General features: G+C 65.7%; 8 protein-coding genes and 1 tRNA gene. 3 read left to right on the forward strand and 6 right to left on the reverse strand.

From position 1 onward, the window contains the following. The first annotated feature begins 213 nt into the window (after positions 1–213). The 3 genes from Q8P46_06345 to Q8P46_06355 all read left to right on the forward strand — a co-directional run bounded on the left by Q8P46_06345 (position 214) and on the right by Q8P46_06355 (position 3782). Positions 214–303, forward strand: a tRNA-Ser gene (locus Q8P46_06345). Between the two features lie 210 nt (positions 304–513). Continuing rightward, positions 514–1794 carry an integrase arm-type DNA-binding domain-containing protein gene (locus tag Q8P46_06350; GenBank protein ID MDP2619783.1) on the forward strand — a complete coding sequence of 427 codons (1281 nt, stop codon included), beginning with the start codon at positions 514–516 and terminating at the stop codon, positions 1792–1794. A 737-nt stretch (positions 1795–2531) separates the two neighbouring features. Continuing rightward, a complete protein-coding gene (locus Q8P46_06355; GenBank protein ID MDP2619784.1) occupies positions 2532–3782 on the forward strand; it encodes an IS256 family transposase in 1251 nt (416 codons plus the stop codon). Positions 3783–4149: 367 nt separating this feature from the next. Here Q8P46_06355 and Q8P46_06360 read toward each other — a convergent pair whose 3' ends face one another. From Q8P46_06360 to Q8P46_06385, 6 genes are all read right to left on the reverse strand, one after another. Further along, positions 4150–12567, reverse strand: coding sequence for a glucoamylase family protein (locus Q8P46_06360; protein MDP2619785.1), 8418 nt, complete (start codon positions 12565–12567; stop codon positions 4150–4152). After that, complete coding sequence (locus Q8P46_06365) at positions 12564–13589, reverse strand: universal stress protein (GenBank protein ID MDP2619786.1); 1026 nt, start codon at positions 13587–13589, stop codon at positions 12564–12566. Before Q8P46_06365 ends, Q8P46_06360 begins: the two co-directional genes overlap by 4 nt. Positions 13590–14129: 540 nt before the next feature. Continuing rightward, positions 14130–14354: a hypothetical protein gene (locus tag Q8P46_06370; GenBank protein ID MDP2619787.1), complete on the reverse strand. Its 225-nt coding sequence runs from the start codon at positions 14352–14354 to the stop codon at positions 14130–14132. A 54-nt stretch (positions 14355–14408) separates the two neighbouring features. Further along, positions 14409–15233 (reverse strand): IS5 family transposase, encoded by an 825-nt coding sequence (locus Q8P46_06375; GenBank protein ID MDP2619788.1) that lies wholly within the window; start codon positions 15231–15233, stop codon positions 14409–14411. A 403-nt stretch (positions 15234–15636) separates the two neighbouring features. Continuing rightward, positions 15637–16815 carry an IS91 family transposase gene (locus Q8P46_06380; protein ID MDP2619789.1) on the reverse strand — a complete coding sequence of 393 codons (1179 nt, stop codon included), beginning with the start codon at positions 16813–16815 and terminating at the stop codon, positions 15637–15639. Positions 16816–16827: 12 nt separating this feature from the next. Then, on the reverse strand, positions 16828–17688 hold the full coding sequence (locus Q8P46_06385) for a site-specific integrase (protein ID MDP2619790.1): 861 nt from the start codon (positions 17686–17688) through the stop codon (positions 16828–16830). Positions 17689–17818 lie beyond the last annotated feature (130 nt).

Consider the following 17818-nt stretch of genomic DNA (forward strand, 5'->3'; position numbering starts at 1 on the left):
GGAGCGGCCTCTTCTTGAATGTCGATGGCGGCCCGCTCCTGCCGCTGACCGGATGCAGGCGCGGACGCCGCCGCTTCCCCTTATAGGCCCTGCAAGACCTTCCTGCCAAGGTCGGGCAATGGGCGTTGGGGACGGCCGTTGGATCTGGGTCTGTCCGGCTTGCACCGTGGGAAGCCTCGGCTATATTGCCCCGCGCTGAGGCGTTCTCTATGCGGAGGGGTGGCCGAGTGGTTGAAGGCGCACGCCTGGAACGCGTGTATACGGGACACCGTATCGAGGGTTCGAATCCCTCTCCCTCCGCCAAATATCGCCAATAACAGCCAAAAATTCAATGATCGGCGGATCACCGGAATTCACCGGCCCGCCGGCATATCCTCAGGGAAACCGCCAGCTTGCGGGCTTTAAGGCACCGGCACCCCCGAACCGTGCCTTGTGGGTCGAACTGTGGGTTCTAGACTGGACTAGGCCCGCCATCGAAGCTAGTGTCGCCCTCCCTCACCAGAGGATCGACCCATGCCCAATGCCCCGCTCACGGCGGCGCAAGTCGCCGACCTAGCCGACCCCAACACCGAGGCCGCCGTGGGTGTGTTCCGCGTCGACCACGGCCTCTATGTCCAAGTGAAGGGGAACGGAGCCCGCTCCTGGCTCCTGAGGTACCAGATCAACGGGCGCGCGCGGCAAATGGGTTTGGGGGCGCTGCGCTTGATCTCCTTGACCGAGGCCAAGCGCCGGGCCCTGAAGGCCCAGCGGCTTGTGCTTGACGGCATCGATCCCATCGAGGCGAGGCGGGCCGAGAAGGCCGCTGCGGCCGAAGCGAAGAGGCAGCCCGTGCCGGCCATCGCGGCATCGCCTGCACGGTTGCCAACCGCCTCTTCAACAGCGGTGAGCACGCCGACGTTCGCCGAGTGCGCCGGCGAATACATCGCCGAACAGGAGCCAAGCTGGCGCAACGAAAAACACGTTGCGCAGTGGCGGCAGACGCTCCGCGATTATGTCCACCCGAAGATCGGCAAGGTGCCCGTCAGCGACATCACCTTGGATCACATCGTTGACGTGCTGAAGCCGATCTGGCGCCAGAAGAACGAAACAGCTCGACGGCTGCGCGGGCGCATAGAACGGATTCTCAACTGGGCCGAGGCGCACGGGCACCGCACCGGCGCGAACCCGGCTGCGTGGCGCGGGCCACTCCCTGTCCTACTCGGTGGAGCAGCTCGCACGCGCAGCGTCCAGCATCACAAGGCAGTGCCCTGGCAGCAGATGCCTGCGTTTTGGAAGAAGCTGAATCGGCTCGACAGCACGAGCGCCAAGGCGCTCCGGTTCCTAGTCTTGACGGCGGCCAGGACCGGCGAGGTCACCGGTGCTCGGTGGAGCGAGATCGACCTTGAAGCGAAGATCTGGACGTGCCCCGTGAGCCGGATGAAAGCGGGACGTGAACATCGGGTGCCCTTGAGCGACGCAGCGGTTGGGGTTCTGCGCTTTCTAGATCGCGAAAATGATCTGGTGTTCCCCGGCGCACGGGCGGGGGCGTCCCTCTCGAACATGGCCATGCCCATGGTGTTGCGCGGGCTGCGGGACGACGGCGCAACGGTACATGGGATGCGCTCCAGCTTTTCAGATTGGGCATCGGAGGCGACTAGCTTCCCTGCCGAGGTCCGCGAGATGGCGCTGGCGCACACGATCAGAAATCGCGCGGAGGCCGCGTATCGGAGGGGTGACTTGCTGGAGAAGCGGCGGGAGTTGATGCGCGACTGGGCGCGGTACTTGGCGAACGCGTCGGCCGAGGAGCCCGATTGAGAGGGCACAGGGCGGCGCTGTGGCCGAATTACCTTATCAGCGGGCATCCGTGGCGGGTCTCCCATTGGTAATTAAACGGGCTAGGGAAATAGTTGGTTGACGACTGTGTGATATTCATCCGTCAATAGCCGCACGGATGCTTGGGGACCGCGAGAGTTTTATTGAGTTCCGGCCCGATCCCCAAGCAAGCCGGAATACAGCGGTGGCGGTCGGAGTTTCTCCAACTGCTCTGGCCGCCACCGCACAAGTTGGAGATGTGTTCATGACATCCGTTGAGAGACCACAACGCCCACCGCATGAGCTTAACTCATGGCCGGCGACTGCCGAGATGCGCGACCCGTTTAGCGATGCGGTGAAATCATGACTTCAGTCGAGAAACCCCCAAGCGACTATAAGCAAATAGCCGATGTTTTGCGAGAGATCGGCGACAAGAATCGCTCGGCATTATTCGATCCGGAGAACCTGAAAGGTTTAGCTATCCTGAAGCTCAGAGCCCGCGCAGCATTCGAGGATTTGATGGATCACTGGCGAGGCCTTGGGTATGATGTTCGAGGGCTGCGTGGAGAGGTCAGCAAAACTGCGAAGGCCCTCGAACTAGACGACGGTCAGGACGATGACCCGGGTGCCGTCCGGGAAGTGGTTGGAATTGAAAGTTGGCGTAGTCTCCGGGGTGTTCAACCTCGAATCATCCGGCCTTGTGGTGCCGGAAAGGAGACTACGCCATGACAAGGACTACCATGAATGCCGCTGCCGTTCATCCCGAGGCTGAGGCTACGGACTATCTTTTCGACAACTGGTTTGATCCGATCGAAGCTGGCCTGCGCGAGCGGGTGCGCGGCTTCATCGAGACGATGCTCGAGAGCGAGCTGGATGCGGTGCTTGCCCGTCCCCGGTATGGCCGGCAGCCGGCGGCGCGCAGTGATGAGACCACCGGTGTCGCTGGCCACCGCCACGGCCGTCGAACGCGCCGGCTTACGGGAACCTTCGGCACGACCGAGATCACGGTGCCGCGGGCACGCCTCGATGCCGGCGACAGCCAGACGGTGGAGTGGAAGAGCAAGGCCCTGCGCGCCTACCAGCGGCGCACGATGGCCGCCGACGCGCTGATTGCCTCGGTCTATCTTGCCGGCACCAACACGCGCCGTGTGCGGCGGGCGCTTGCCGCGCTGTTCGGCGGCGCGATCGGCAAGGATGTCGTCAGCCGCACCTGGCGCAAGGTCAAGACCGACTGGGATGCCTGGAATGCCCGCCAGCTTACCGACGAGCCGATCGTGCGCCTGATCCTCGATGGCACGGTGGTTCGTGTCAGGCTCGACCGCAAGGCGACCTCGATCTCGCTGCTGGTGGTCATTGGCGTGCGCGCCGACGGCCAGAAGATCCTGCTCGCGGTCAAGAACATGGGTGGCGAGACGACTGAGGCCTGGCGGGCCATCCTCGACGATCTCGTCGGGCGCGGCCTGCGCCAGCCGGAGTTCCTCATCGTCGACGGCGCGCCGGGCCTGGACAAGGCGATTGTCGCCCTGTGGGACGGGGTACCGGTTCAAAGATGCACGGTTCACAAGCACAGGAACCTGCTCGCTCATGCTCCCGAGCGCCTGCACGAGGAGATCAGCGCCGATTACACCGACATGATCTACGCGGCCACGCCCGAGGAGATCGAGACCCGCCGCAAGGCCTTCCTGCGCAAATGGCGGCTCAAATGCCGCGCGGTGGCCGACAGCCTGGAGGAGGCCGGCGAGCGCCTCTTCGCCTTCACGCGGCTGCCGCCGAGCCAGTGGAAGAGCGCCAGGACAACCAACGCGATCGAGCGTCTGCACGAGGAGTTCAAGCGGCGCATCAAGACCCAGACCGTTCTGCCTTCGGCGGAAACTGCGGCAATGCTGTTTTGGGCGCTGATGGCATCCGGCCAGATCTCGATGCGCAAGATCGACGGCTGGCAGACGCTTCCCGTCAAACCACTCGATCAGCAGATTGACCTCGCCGCATGAACCGATAATCTCAACCTACCGGAGGCTGCTCCGCCGAATTCCAACACGATCTGCTACGGCACCCGCGGGAGGCGGGTTGCATTGATCGTATGAGAACGTATGAGTGTGGATCAGCACGAATGCGTGACCCCGGGCCAATCGCATCTAAGTCATTGAACATCTGAGGAAAGCGACGACAGCAGAGGGGTCCCGATCGGCGCCGACGGGAACCCCGTGTCTCTTACCAATGTTGCCGTAATTTCAATGGCTTTACCTGAAAGCTGGGCGGGGTCCCGCTTCGGCGCTGTTTCACAAGTCTGACAGTGCCCGCCGCCGACGTTGACGATCAGTGAATGGGCCGATGCCAAACGTCGCGTAAGTTCCGAGGTCAGCGCCGCAGGCGTGCGGTGACGCGGCGTTCCATTCCGCCTGTCGGGATGGCAATACAATCGCCGCCTACAGGGCGCCCATCTACCGCAAGCTCGACGCGGCCGGTGCCGATCCGTTCGGGATCCTCGATGGTGATAATCAGAATCCCGTCGGGGCCGTTGACCCTGACCTCCGCACCGCCCCAGTTCCTCGGGATTCGAGGGGCAATCCTGACTGAACCGCGCTGGAGGCTCAGGCCGAGAATGCCCTCGACGGCAAGTTGCCAGGTCCAGCCGGCCGCACCCGTGTACCAAGTCCAGCCGGCCTGACCGATCCCGGGTTCGGCGCCGCGCACATCGGCGGCCAGGACATAGGGTTCGGCTCGGTAGAGTTCGGCGTCGGCGAGGCCGACGGTGTGACGGATCGGGTTGATCAGATCGAAGATCTCGTAGGCACGGTCGCCATCGCCCAGCCGCGCATGGGCCAGGCCCAGCCAGGCCGCCGCATGGGTGTACTGGCCGCCATTTTCCCGCACACCTGGCGGATAGGCGCGAATATAGCCCGGATCGCGCGGTGTCCGGTCGAACGGCGGCGTCAACAGACGCACCAGCCGCGCGTCATGATCGACGAGACGCTCGGTCGCAGCGGCGACGGCCGTGGCGGTTCGCTCGGGCGAAGGTCCGCCGGCCAATGCCGCCCAGGACTGGGATATGCTGTCGATCTGGCATTCGTCGGAATCTTTCGAGCCCCACGGCAGACCGTCATCCGCGAAGGCCCGCGCGTACCATGCGCCATCCCAGCCGGCTGCGTCGGCGGCCCGACGCAGATCATCGGCGCGCGCATTCCAGATGCCATTGATATCGTTGCGCCCGAAGTCCTTGGCGAGGTCAGCGAAGGCGTCGGCGCAGACCGCGGCGAACCAGGCGAGCCACACGCTTTCGCCATGTCCCTCGTTGCCGACCCGGTCCATGCCGTCGTTCCAGTCGCCTGTGCCGATAAGTGGCAGCCCATGAGCGCCCATGGTGACGCCACGATCCAGCGCCCGCCGGCAATGCTCGAACAGGGTCGCGTGCTCCGCGCCAGCCTCGAACAAGGCGTAGCGGTCTTCCTCGTCGATCCCCAGCGGCGGGGCGGACAGAAATGGAACTTCCTCGGCAAGGATGGAGACGTCGCCGGTGGCGCCGACATATCGGCCGGTTGCATAGACGAGCCACAGCAAATCGTCCGAGCAGCGCGTTCGCACGCCTCTTCCCAAAGGCGGATGCCACCAGTGCAGCACGTCGCCCTCCTCGAACTGCCGCGACGCGCAGTCCAGAATATGCGCGCGCACACGCTGCGGCTCGGTGAAAAGAAGCGCCACCATGTCCTGAAGCTGGTCACGGAAACCGAAGGCACCGCCAGCCTGCTGAAACCCCGCCCGTGCGAATATGCGCGACGCAAAGATCTGGTTGATGAGCCAGCGGTTGACCATGAGGTCGAAAGCCGGATCCGGGGTGGTGACCCTGACGGCGTCGAGCCGCCGCTTCCAGGCGGCATCGCTTTCGGCGAGCGCCTTTCTTGCCTTCTCGACGTCACTCCAATGCAGGGCGAGGTGTGCCGCCTCGGCGAGGTCGCTCCCCTCGCCGAGCACGAAGACGACCTCCTCCGTCTCGCCGGAGGCCAGATCGATGTGGACCTGAAACGCCGCGCAGATATCGGCGATGCCGTCGAGCGCTCCATCGAGGTTCCAGGCCGTGAGGCCGGCCGGTCGGGCTGGATCACCCCGGAGGCCGAGAAACGCCGCGCGGTCACAGGTCAGGCTGTGCGGCGGTCGGCTCGCAGCAAGAAACGCCGTGCGGTCGCCGAATTCGGGATTCCAGCCATTACGCGCGATCAGCGCCCGGCTTTCGACATCATAGCCGCAAACCAGATGCGGTCGCGCCATGCTGGACATCGAGCCAAGCAGCCATTCGGCATAATAGGTCGCTGTAAACCGGCGGCCGCGGTCGCCTGGGTTGGACAGGGTGAGGAGCGCCAGCTTCACGGGGGCATCGGGTGGAACGAAGACTGTGAGACGCTGCTCCAGTCCCTCCTCGTTGCGCTGCCAGGTTGTGGCGCCGGCACGGTGGCGGACCTGGCAGGGCGCATTGCCGCCCGCAGGCAGCGGGGTCAGCGTCCAGATGCCGGCGGTTTCCTCGTCGCGCAGGTAGAGCGCCTCTGTCTGCGGATCGACCACCGGGTCGTTCGACCATGGCGTGAGGCGATGCTCGCCGCTGTTGATGCACCAGCTGAAGCCCAGTCCCGCTTCCGAGACGATCGATCCAAAGCTCTCATTCGCCAGCACGTTGCACCAGGGCGCCGGTGTCACGCGTCCGCCTTCGAGATGGATCGCATAGTCTCCTTCTTCCGGGGTGAACCCGCCAAGGGAGTTGTCGAAGACGAGGTTTTCGGGGCGCAGGAGTGGCGGCGCGGTGCGCGAGGGCGTCGGTGGTCCGACCGGCTGGAAACGGGGCGGTGGGATGCGTCCCGGCTGCGGCGCGGTCATCGCCTCGGCGAGCGATCCCGCCGCTCCGTCGAGCGATACGCGCGCCGTAGCCTCAAGCGCCCGCCGCTCCGCCGCGCCGAACTGGTCCGCCGCCAGGAGATGAACGCCTCCCGGTCCGCCCAGACCCTCGGGCACGAAAGCTTCGCGAAGAGCGGCGGACAGCAAGTCGCGGATCGGCTCCTGATAGCCGGAAGCGCCCTCGCGCAGGATTACCAGGTCCGCGCGAAGGCCCCGCCTGAGCCACCACTGATGTGCCCGGACGATAATCGGGAGAAGCTGCGCATGTGCATCGTCGACAACCCGCACGAGGACGATCGGCAGATCCCCGGACAGCCCCATGCCCCAGAGCTGCGGCTGGGCCGGAAGAGCCGTCTCCGACGCCGCCGCCAATACGAGCGGCGGCGTTCGGGGATAGACGAGATCGCGGCACAGTGCCTGCGCCTCAGCCAGCGCGCGGGAATCGAGCCCGAGGCGTCGCGCTTCGAGCGCGGCAGATCGCAGCGCGTCTTCCATCGCCCAGTCGAGAGCCGGCGCGGTTGCGTAGCGCTCGGCGATATCAAGCGCCGTCTCGCGTGAACCTGCCGCAACCGTCACGAAATCGACCTGCGCGCGCGCCCCAGGCGCCAGGATAACGCGCGCCCGCAAGGCCATGACCGGATCGAGCGTCCATCCGACGGCGCCATCCAGCGGGTCGATCGCGCCCGGCGGTCGTTCGGGGTCGCCGTGCCGGCCGAGAAACCTTCTGCGGTCTGTCTCGAAACCGGCTGGCGTCACCGCGGCATCGGTCGGCAGAAGGCCATGAATGAGGACCGGCGGTCGATCGGCAGGTCGTCTCGGGCGGCGCTTGAAGACAAGCGCGTTCTGGGCATCCAGCCGCTCGCTGTGGACGAAGAGCTTGCTGAAGGCGGGGTGCCGCTCATGGGCGGCCGCAGGCGCAAGCACGACCTCCGCATAGCTCGTCACATCAATCTCGCGCGCCCGGTCGCTGTCGTTGAAGATCGTGACGCGGCGGATCTCGACGTCGTCGCTCGGCGCAATCGCGATTTCGAGGTTTGTCGACAAACCTTCCACACGCTCGTGAAACTCGATCTTGTGGGCGTGGAAGTTCGTGTCCGACGACCGATTCGAGGCGTGTCCGCCGAGCGACCAGACCGCGCCGCTTTCGCGCTCGCTGACATAGATACGCGTGTCGCCGCCTCGGCTGACGTCGTCGCCAGTCCAGCGCGTGAGCGCCTGGTTGCGCCACCAGAGCGCCCCGCCTCCGGCGTCGCTGATCCAGGAGGCGAGGCTTCCATTGCCCATGACGTGGAGCTGAAGGTCCGGCTGGTTCGGTGCCGTCCAACCATGCAGCGCCGGCGTCGGTATACGTGCGAGGTCGGGCGCTGCGGTTTCGGCCTCTGTCGCCTGCTCGGGCGGGAACTCCCACGGGACGCGCTCCTGCAGCAGCAGCTCGGTGGCGCGCATGCGCGGATCGCGGCCGAAACGCCTGATCAGGATGTTATCGTTCAGCGCGTTGCCGATCGCGGCGGAAATCATACCCTGGTGGTGGGCCATATAGGCGCGCACGGGCGTGAAGCCGCCTTTTGCCGGCCGCCGGTCCGGCGTGAAATCGGCTGCCTCGAAGAATCCGTACCGCTCACGCAGGCCGAGCTTGTCCAGCCGACGGAGGTTGGATGTGGCGAGGGTCGGCGCGACGGCCAGTGCCAGCGCGCTTGCATAGGGCGCGACCACATAGTCCCCGGACAGGCCGCGCTTGAGGCCCAGCCCGGGAACCCCGAATGCCTGGTACTGGTAGCGATGCGCGGCATCCCGGGCGGCATAGCCGGATTCCGAAACACCCCAGGGCAGGCCGAGTTTCTCCCCATAGCGCCGTTGCACGGACACCGCCGCACGTTCGCTCTGACCGAGCAGCCGCCCTGCCTCGCTCGGCAACAGCAGAGCCGGCATGAGATATTCGAACATCGACCCGTTCCACGACAGCGTCGTGAGCGCACCGCCCGCCTGGGTGATCGGGCGCCCGAGGTGAAACCAATGTTCGACGGGCACGTCGCGCTTGGCGATCGCGAAATAGCTGGCCAGCCGCGCCTCGCTCGCCAGCAGGTCGTAGTGGTGCTGGTCGAGCTGGTCGGAGCCGAGATTGTAGCCGATGAAGAAGGTTCTGGTCTCCGCGTCATAGAGCGGGTGGAAATCCATGCCGAAGGCGCGTGCCTCCGCCCGGACCGCGCATTGCTCGAGGCTCTCGCGGAGATTGCCGCAAGCGGCCTCTCCCCGGTCGAGTGCCGCAATCACCTCCGAAACCCAACGTCGGCTCTCTGCATCGACCGGAGCAAATCCCGAAAGCGCGCTGCGCGCCTGGCCGATCCTGTCGGCTATCCGGGCGAGGGGGGTATCGGGTCGGGGCAGCGCCTCGAGCAGCGCCGACACGCCTTCAAGCCCGGCCGGCGGCGTATCGGTCAGGGCACACCAGGGTTCCAGCGCGTCAAGATCCCGCCGCATATTCATCAAATGGTGATCGGCACGCTCCAGCCAGAGATAGACCTCGTGCGGATCGGCCTCGACGTCGGTCGCGGGCGCTTTGGCGACGAGCACGTGAAGCTGCCGCCAGTCTTCCGTGCCGATCTCCACCAGTGCGGACCGCCAGTCTTGCGGCGCGCTCCGGATTGCGGGGAGCCGGCCGAGAATCGCATCGAGCTGATCGCAAATCACCCTTCGATCGGTCTCGGGCAGTGCGGATACGGCCTCACGCAAAAGATGGAGTGCATCCTCAAAGCCACTCCACAGCGTTGGAGACAGCACTGGACCCCTCGCGGCCTCCCTGCAACCTTCGCGCAGCGTTAGCAGGCTTACGGCCAGATTGCCGCTGTCGACCGTCGAGACGTAGCGCGGCTCGAGCGACTTGAGTGTCTTCGTGTCGAACCAGTTCAGCGTGTGGCCGGCATAGCTCTCCAACCGACCGAGCGAGTCCAGCGAGGCGGTCATCCGCGCGGCAAGGTCACGGAGGCCTATGTGGCCCAAATCCCACGCCGTCAGCGCCGACAGGAAGAGCATCCCGACATTGGTCGGGGAGGAGCGGTGCGCGATTTCCTCGTGCGGGCTCGCCTGATAGCTGTCAGGCGGCAACCAGTTGTCGTCGGGGCCGGCAAACGTCTCGAAGAACAGCCAGGTGCGTCGCGCGACCAGGCGCAGGTAGAGCCGGTCTTCCGCCCGAAGGGTCTCCGACACCGCCTGCCTCTTCCTGCTGATGAGCCGCGCGATCTCGGGCGAGGCGAGCCACAAGAGCAGCAGCGGCGCGGCCCCGGGCAGGGCGGCGGGTTTCAGCAAAGCGAGGATCAGTGCGATCGCGACCGCAAGCATGGGCGCGGCGGCCATTTCGCGCCAGGTTCCGGACCGAGTTTGCGAATCCTCCGCCGCGGAATGGGCTGCCGACGTCCATTCCAGCAGACGGCGGCGCGAGACATACACGCGCCACGAAGTGCGCGCGACCGCTTCGCTCGCTACCGCGGCCTTGTATGCCAGGAAGATGATCGCCAGCAGCCAGCGTCCGCCATGATCGGCCAGCTGGCGCAGAATGCTGCGCGCGGCCCCCCGCCTGCGTCCGCGCGCCAGGCTGGTGACGAGGTCGGTAAAGAGATATGCGCCCGGTCCGACCACCGTCAGCGCCGTCCAGATCAGGGCTTGTCCCGGCAGCGCCAGCCATCCCGCAACCGCAAATGCGACAAGTGCCGGGGGGATGAGGCTGCGGCGCAGATTGTCGAACATTTTCCATCGGTCGAGCGCCGAAAGCCGGTTGGGCGCGCACTTCTCGTCGCGGACTGGCGCCGTTCCGCCCAGCCAAGGCAGAAGCTGCCAGTCGCCCCGGATCCAGCGAAAGGCGCGGCGCGCATAGGCGAGATAGTTGGCGGGGAAATCCTCGTAGAAGACGATGTCGCTGGCGAGTGCCGCGCGGCCGTGAAGTCCCTCGAACAAATCGTGGCTGACGATCGCGTTCTCCGGTACGCGGCCGTGCAGGCATTTGTGGAACGCGACGACGTCGAAGGCGCCCTTGCCGGTGAATATCCCCTCGCCGAACAGGTCCTGATAGACGTCCGAGACCGCCCGGCTGTAGATGTCGATGGCGGTGTCTCCGGTATAGAGGCGGGTGAACAGAGAGCGGTCGCCGGCATCAGGCGAAATCTCGACCCTGGGCTGGATGAAGGTGTAGCCGCGGCGCGGTCTTGCCGTCGCCGGGTCGAATTCGACCCGGTTCAGCGGATGGGCCAGCGTCCCCAGGAGCCGGTTGATGCCGTTGGGCTGCGCCTTGGTGTCGGCGTCGAGCGTGACGACGAAGCGCGCGCGTCGCAGCGCGTCGACATCGCCCTCGCGCAAGGCAAAGGCGTCGGGCAGGTGGCCGAGTATCAGGCCGGTGAGTTCTTCGAGCTTGCCGCGCTTGCGCTCCCAGCCCATCCAGCAGCCTTCGGCGGCATTCCAGCGGCGCCCCCGGTGGAGGAGCACGAACGGTGCATGGTCGGCGTAGCGCGCGTTGAGGCGGCGCACGCCTGCCACTAGAGCTGCCTCGATCGCCGCATCTTCCGGCATACGCTCCCTATCCGCGTCCGCGAGGTCGCTCAGCAGCGCCATGCGGATGAGCGGATCGGGGTTCGACAGCCAATGCGTTTCCAGCCGCTCGACGAGCGGTGCAACTTCGGCCTGTTTGCGCAGGATCACCGGCATCACCAGCGCCGCATCGCAGCCGGCGCCCAGACCGTGCTCGACGTCGAGCTTCGGCAGCACCCGAGGGGGGACGAGCCTGGTGACGATCCAGTCCGTGAAAGTGACGCTAATGATCATGGCGGGTGTGAGCGACAGCACAAGCCCCACCACCCACGCCGCCGCGCCGGCGTCGTAGATGGCGAGCAGCAGCGCAGGCACGATCAGTGCGGCAATGGCGAAGCCCGCCAGCGCCCCGGCATAGCTCCTGCCGGGATGAGCCATGATCCAGCGGCGCGGTGTGGCGGCCCACTTGGCGCGAAAGCCGACCTTCTGCTCGAGCTCCGCCCGGCCCTCCGCGACCAGCCAGCATCCGACATGCCCGAAGCGCCGTGCGCCGGCATGGGCGCGCGTCAGTTTCAGCGCGGCCTCGGCGACTTCCCACTCGGACGCAGGCGCGTCGTCCGCGATTTCCTCGACGGCCTTGCGGTATCGGTCTCGCGTGTCGAAATCCATGGCCGAATAAACGCCGGCGGGATCGTCCTGCAGGATCGCTTCGACACGGCTCACCTGCTCGAAGAACGCCTTCCAGGAGGTGTTCGACACCGCCATGAGGGCCGAAATCGCGCGTGAGACGCCTTCGGTCGGGTCAAGCGTCTCGTGACGCGTCAATCGGGGCGTCGGTTCGAATGGCGGGGTAAGTTCGGGCAAGAGTTCGGAAAACGACTGAACGAGCGCCTCCAGGCAGGCGAGGCGAAGCATCGCCGGAAACGCCCAAAGCTCGGCAATCGTCAGCGGCCCGTCCTGCTGATACGCCTTGACGAACTCCACCGCGCCGGCGATGCTGACCTGCATATGCGCGACGTCGAGCATGCCTTGCGCCAGCGCCATGACGCGCGGGATTCCCCGATATTCGGGCGCGGCGAGCCGCGGCAATCGACGGTAGAAGGCGGTGGGTAGATCCTCGCGCACCTGTCGAATGGCGCGACGCACCTGAAACTCGTTGTCGAGCAGCCACTCCGAGGCCTTGGCTGCATGCGGCGGCGGCTCGGTGCAATGGCGGCGTGCGCGATCCAGCCAGGGAAAGATGGCGGAGAGTCTCCGCCAGACGGGGGCCGGCTCGGGCAGGCCCCTGTCGATGTCATGACGCGACCGGATCGCGACGGCGGCGACCGCAAACCCGCCGTCCGGCGCGATGGCGTCTTGCACTGGCGCGGAAAGTGTCACATCAGCGCCCGGCTCGGCAGCCTCACGGCCATGGCTTCGCCTGATCTCCTGCAAACCATCGGCGGACTTCCCTCATGTCCCCGCACGAGCAGGACAGGGATGTTCATGTGGTTGATCAGATAGTCGGCGACACTGCCCACGGACATGTCCGGATGTCCGCTCTGGCCGGTGGAGGAAAGAACCATGAGATCGGCGTGCTCTTCCACTGCCGCGCGCGCGAGCGCATGGCGCGGATCGCCGCTCGGCAATACCCGTATTCTGGTCGCCGGGGTGGGGGGCAACCGGGATCGGACCCGCTTCAAATGCCGCTCGGCGGCGCGCTCGTTGCGACGGCGCAGCCGGTCGCGCAACATGATGGCCTCAGCTTCGAGTGGATCTGCCTCGGTGAGATCGATATTCGGGGCCGCATGGACGAGCACCATCTCGGCGCCGTGGGCGGCCGCAATTCCCAAGCCGAGCGGCAAGGCGCATTCCGATCGCGGAGAGCCGTCGAGCGGTATCAGCACCCTGCGATAGCGTATCGGAGCGTCACCGACCTGTGGCGACGGGACGAGCAGTACCGAACCGTTGACGACCTCCGCCACCCGACGCGCGGTGCCGCCCAATCCCACGAAGGGCCAGTTGCCCTCGCCACCTCCGCCCAGCACGGTCAGGTCCACCGCATTGTCGCGCGCCCAGGCGCAGATGCGTTCGGCGGCCGGTCCGTCGACGACCACGGCATCGGCTTGAAGGTCGCCAAAGCGCGACGCGCGCTCGCGCAAGTCAGCCTCCACATCGCGGTGGCGCAGCGTCCACTCCACCGGGTCCATCGGCACCTGAACCGCCGGCGTCTCGAGAACGCGCATGACGGTCATTTGTGCATCGGCCGCGATGGCCACCGCGGCCGCGTGCGCCAACACGGCATCCGCAAAGGGAGACGCATCGACACAGACCAGGACATGGCGAAGGATTTGGTGCTCGGCTTGCTGGCATGGCGGCGGAGCCCCCGTCTTGTTATGCTTCAGGAGCTCAGGCTCAGACATGGGACACTCCCTGCCAGATGATGCGACAGTCCACGATCAAGCGAATGCCTCGGTCCCGCTCCACGGAATTAACGGTCTGACGCCGCCTAGGTTCCATCGCTCAACAAAGAGCGGCAGTCTCCGGACATCGCCGGCGCCTTGCCGTTGCGCACGGGTTTCTCTAAAACCGCCGATTTTACTTCACGTTGACCAACTGGATTTGGAGTTGATCCAAACATATGGCGGCGACTATCGTGGCTCCACCTTCTCAAGAGTTGGAGCCTCCGGCAAAACCCGACAGCGTTCAAACCATATCGCAAACTAGGTTGAAGCGGCAGCCGTGTCCAGCGGGCAGCAGGAAGCGTCGTGATCGGTCCAGTGCCGGTTCGCTGGGCGGTGCTTGAGCCGGCGCGTCCACAGCGCGTAGGTCATTGATGCGGTGCCCAACGGGAGGCCTGGATGGCCGCTGCTGGCGTACTGCACCATGTCCACCGATAGAAAGCGAAGCGTGTTGATGCATTGCTGGTCGAGTGGGTCGGATATGAGGGTTCCTTCAATCAGTTAAGGGTTGGCCAGCGCCGCGTCGACGAGGCTCTGCGCTTCTTGCAGGATACGTTGGAGATGTTCTTTGCCGTTGAAACTTTCCGCGTAGATCTTGTAGATCGCCTCGGTGCCGGATGGTCGTGCGGCAAACCAGCCGCTGGCGGCGATCACCTTGATGCCGCCGATAGCCACTTTGTTGCCGGGCGCGTGATCGAAAACTCGTTCGATCCTCTCGCCGGCCAACCGGTCGCTGTGCAATTGGTCGGGCGACAGCTTAGAGTCCGTTTGAGAATTGCATCAATGGCCGATCCTTCGCAGCAGCAGGCTTCCCATGGCGACGTGGATCATGGCTTCGGAGACGTCGATGCGCTGCTCGTAGTCGCGCACGAGGCGACGCCAGCGGGTCATCCAGCCGAAGGTCCGCTCGACCACCCAGCGGCGCGGCAGCACCTTGAAGCCAGGTTCGGCGTCGATGCGGCGGATGACCTCGATGACGAAGTCGAGGAAGGCGGCCTTGTCCATGAGTTGCGTCCTGTCATAGGCCCCGTCGGCGAACAGGTGCTTGAGCCACGGCCATCGCTTGCGGATGGCATCGAGGATCATCTGCGCGCCGGCGCTGTCGGAGAGGTCCGCCGGGGTGAGATTGACCATCAGCAGGCGACCATCGGTATCCACCGCCACATGCCGCTTGCGCCCGACCGTCTTCTTGGCGGCGTCGTAGCCGCGCGGCGCTCCCGGCGCCGGCGCCTTGACCGTCTGGCTGTCGACAACACCGGCGCTCGGGCTCGCCTCGCGTCCCTGCCGCTCGCGGTCCATCATCAGCGCGATGTCGTGGATGGTGCGGAACAGCATCAGCCGCACAAAGCGGCGGAACCACCAGTAGACCGTCTGCCACGGCGGAAAATCCTTCGGCAGCATGCGCCAGCCGCCGCCCGAGCGGGTCATATAGCGGATGGCGTTCAGCACCTCGCGCAGATCCACCTCCCGCTTGCGCCCTCGCTTCGCTGGATTGGGCAGCAGCGGCGCAATCCGCTCCCATTCTTCATCGGTGAGATCGGTCGGATAACGCTTCGTCTTCCGCTCGATCGCGGCCATGCGGCCTCGCGTCTCTCGTGTCCACATCCAGAGTGTGAATCACGAATGCCGCGCCAAGGGAATCTGGAGGGTTCAATCTGGAGGGTTCTGTGAGGTCGCGCGGCGGAAGCGGCGGGCATACGGGGGCGCGACCTCATTGAAGCCGGATTGAGCGAAGCCGCGGAATGGTTGGCGCGCTATGGGGATTGTAGGTTGGCCGGCGGCCCCGAGATTGCGGAGCGGACGTGCTGCATGGCGCCTCTGATGGGTGGCACGAGAGCGGGACCGTCGGCGGCAAGCCAGCGATACGGAACAGAAGCGGCCAACCTGGTTCCGATGCCGCCGTGCTGCGGCCGGGCCGCAGCGGCGCTGACGTCAGAGACAACGCCTTCCTGTCCTGCGGGGATGGCGTCCGGTATCGACAAGCCGGTGGTGTCGCGGTTCGGGTTGCTCATGAGGTATCGTGCCAGAAGGATGGGCGGCGCGGTTGTGGCCGCGGCAGGGTGACGAGAGTGATCATTGCGCCGCCACAGCAGGAGCAGCGATCGGGTCTGTGCAACGGAGCAGTATCCTGGGCTTGTTCGGCGGTCGGTTCTGCAGACGCTACCTCCAGCAGCCCGCGGCAGAGCGCCAGCTTCGCCGCGCGATGGCCGTTGGCGAGGAAGCCGTAGTGGCGGATGCGATGGAAGCCATCCGGCAGGGTGTGCAGGAGAAAGCGTCGAATGAACTCGTGTGCGTTGAGGGTCATGACCTTCGACTTGCTGTGGTGGCGGTAGTCCTTCCAGCGGAAGGCGACTTCATCGTCTGTCATGCTGATCAAACGCGCATTGGCGATGGCAACCCGATGCGTATATCGGCCGAGATAGGCCAGGACTTGCGCGGGTCCGCCGAAGGGTGGCTTGGCATAGACTGCCCATTCGACGCCACAAAGCTCGCGGAGCCGGCGGGAGAATGCGGCGGGCTCGGCGAGGCCAGCGAGCGCGCCGAAGAAGCCGAGTTCACCCGCTTCGAAGTCGGCGCGCAGTTGGTCGAGGAACAGCCGGCGAAAGAGGCGCGAGAGCACGCGAACCGGCAGGAAGAATCCTGGTCGGCAGCTGACCCAGCGGGTGCCGTCGAGCGATGGGCCGCCGCCCGGCACGACGCAATGGACATGGGGATGGTGGTGCAGCGTCTGACCCCAGGTATGGAGCACGGCGACGAATCCGATCTCGGCGCCGAGATGCTTGGGATCGGCGGCGATGGTGTGCAGCGTCTCGGCGGCGGCTCGGAACAGAATGGCGTAGACCGTCTCCTTGTTCTGGAACGCAATCTCGGCGACCGGAGCCGGCAGGGTGAAGACGACGTGGAAATACGGCACCGGCAGCAACTCGGCCGCTCGCGCCGCAAGCCAATCGGCGCGGGCCGATCCCTGGCACTTGGGGCAGTGCCGGTTGCGACAGGAGTTATAAGCGCAGCGAACCAATCCACAATCCGAGCAAGCCTCGATGTGGCCACCCAGTTCGGCGGTTCGGCACAGCTCGATGGCGCTCATGACCCGACGTTCGACGCGGCTCAGATGACCGTCATGCACCCGTCGATAAGCATCGCCGTGGTGGCGGAAGACATCCGCCACTTCCAGACCGGCCGGCATGGCGCGGTCCGATCAGGCGGGCGGCACCACCTCCAAGGTCAGCCGGTCGAGCGGGCTCTCGGTCCGCCGGATCAACCCGTTCGAGACCCGCGTGTAGCGCGCCGTGCTCGACAGATTACTGTGGCCCAGGAGCACCTGGATGATGCGGATATCGGTGCCGCTCTCCAGGAGATGGGTGGCGAAGCTGTGCCGCAACGTGTGAACGGTCACCCGCTTCGTCAGACCGGCCGCGGCGCAGGCCGAGCGGCAGGCCGCATGCAGCACTTGGACGTCGATCGGCTTCGTCTCGTCGCGGCCGGGAAACAGCCAGTGCCGCGGCCGGGACAGACGCCAGTAGGTCCGCAGAATACCGAGCAGCTGCGCCGACAGCATAACGGTGCGGTCCTTGCCGCCCTTGCCGTGCTCGACCCGGATGATCATCCGGCCGCTATCGACATCGCCGACCTTGAGGCCCACTGCCTCGGACGCCCGCAGCCCCGCCGCATAGGCCGTCGTCAGCGCGGCACGCGTCTTCAGGCTCGGTACCGCCTCGAGAAACCGCACCACCTCGTCGGCGCACAGCACCACCGGCAGCTTGCGCGGCTCCCGAGCATAGGGGATCCGCTCCGGGGTCTCGTCATGACCGAGCGTGACGCCATAGAAGAACCGCAGAGCACAGACCGTCTGGTTCAATGCCGGCCACGAGATGCCCGTCGAAACCAGATGGACCTGGAAGGCGTGCACCTCCTCCAGACCCAGCCGGTCCGGCGAGCGGCCGAAATACCGGCTGAACTTCGTGACCGCGTGCAGGTAGGATCGTTGCGTCGCCGGCGACAGATTGCGGACCGTCATGTCCTCGATCATACGGCGGCGCAGAGGGCTCAGATCAGCCATCGGGGGTGCTCCTGTCTTTTGGATTGGGCTTCAACAACCGCAATCCTCGCAGACAGGACGCCTTCCCCTAACCGCTCACGCCACTCCCGCGCCAGCGGGTTCGTTCAATCCCCATTCTCAAACGGGCTCT

Source organism: Hyphomicrobiales bacterium (genome assembly GCA_030688605.1).
Lineage (GTDB): Bacteria > Pseudomonadota > Alphaproteobacteria > Rhizobiales > NORP267 > JAUYJB01.

Coding starts and splice junctions, on each gene's coding strand:
- Q8P46_06365 (MDP2619786.1), bottom strand. CDS start 13,589: ATGTCTGAGCCTGAGCTCCTGAAGCATAACAAGACGGGGGCTCCGCCG.
- Q8P46_06385 (MDP2619790.1), bottom strand. CDS start 17,688: ATGGCTGATCTGAGCCCTCTGCGCCGCCGTATGATCGAGGACATGACG.
- Q8P46_06375 (MDP2619788.1), bottom strand. CDS start 15,233: ATGTGGACACGAGAGACGCGAGGCCGCATGGCCGCGATCGAGCGGAAG.
- Q8P46_06350 (MDP2619783.1), top strand. CDS start 514: ATGCCCAATGCCCCGCTCACGGCGGCGCAAGTCGCCGACCTAGCCGAC.
- Q8P46_06355 (MDP2619784.1), top strand. CDS start 2,532: ATGAATGCCGCTGCCGTTCATCCCGAGGCTGAGGCTACGGACTATCTT.
- Q8P46_06380 (MDP2619789.1), bottom strand. CDS start 16,815: ATGCCGGCCGGTCTGGAAGTGGCGGATGTCTTCCGCCACCACGGCGAT.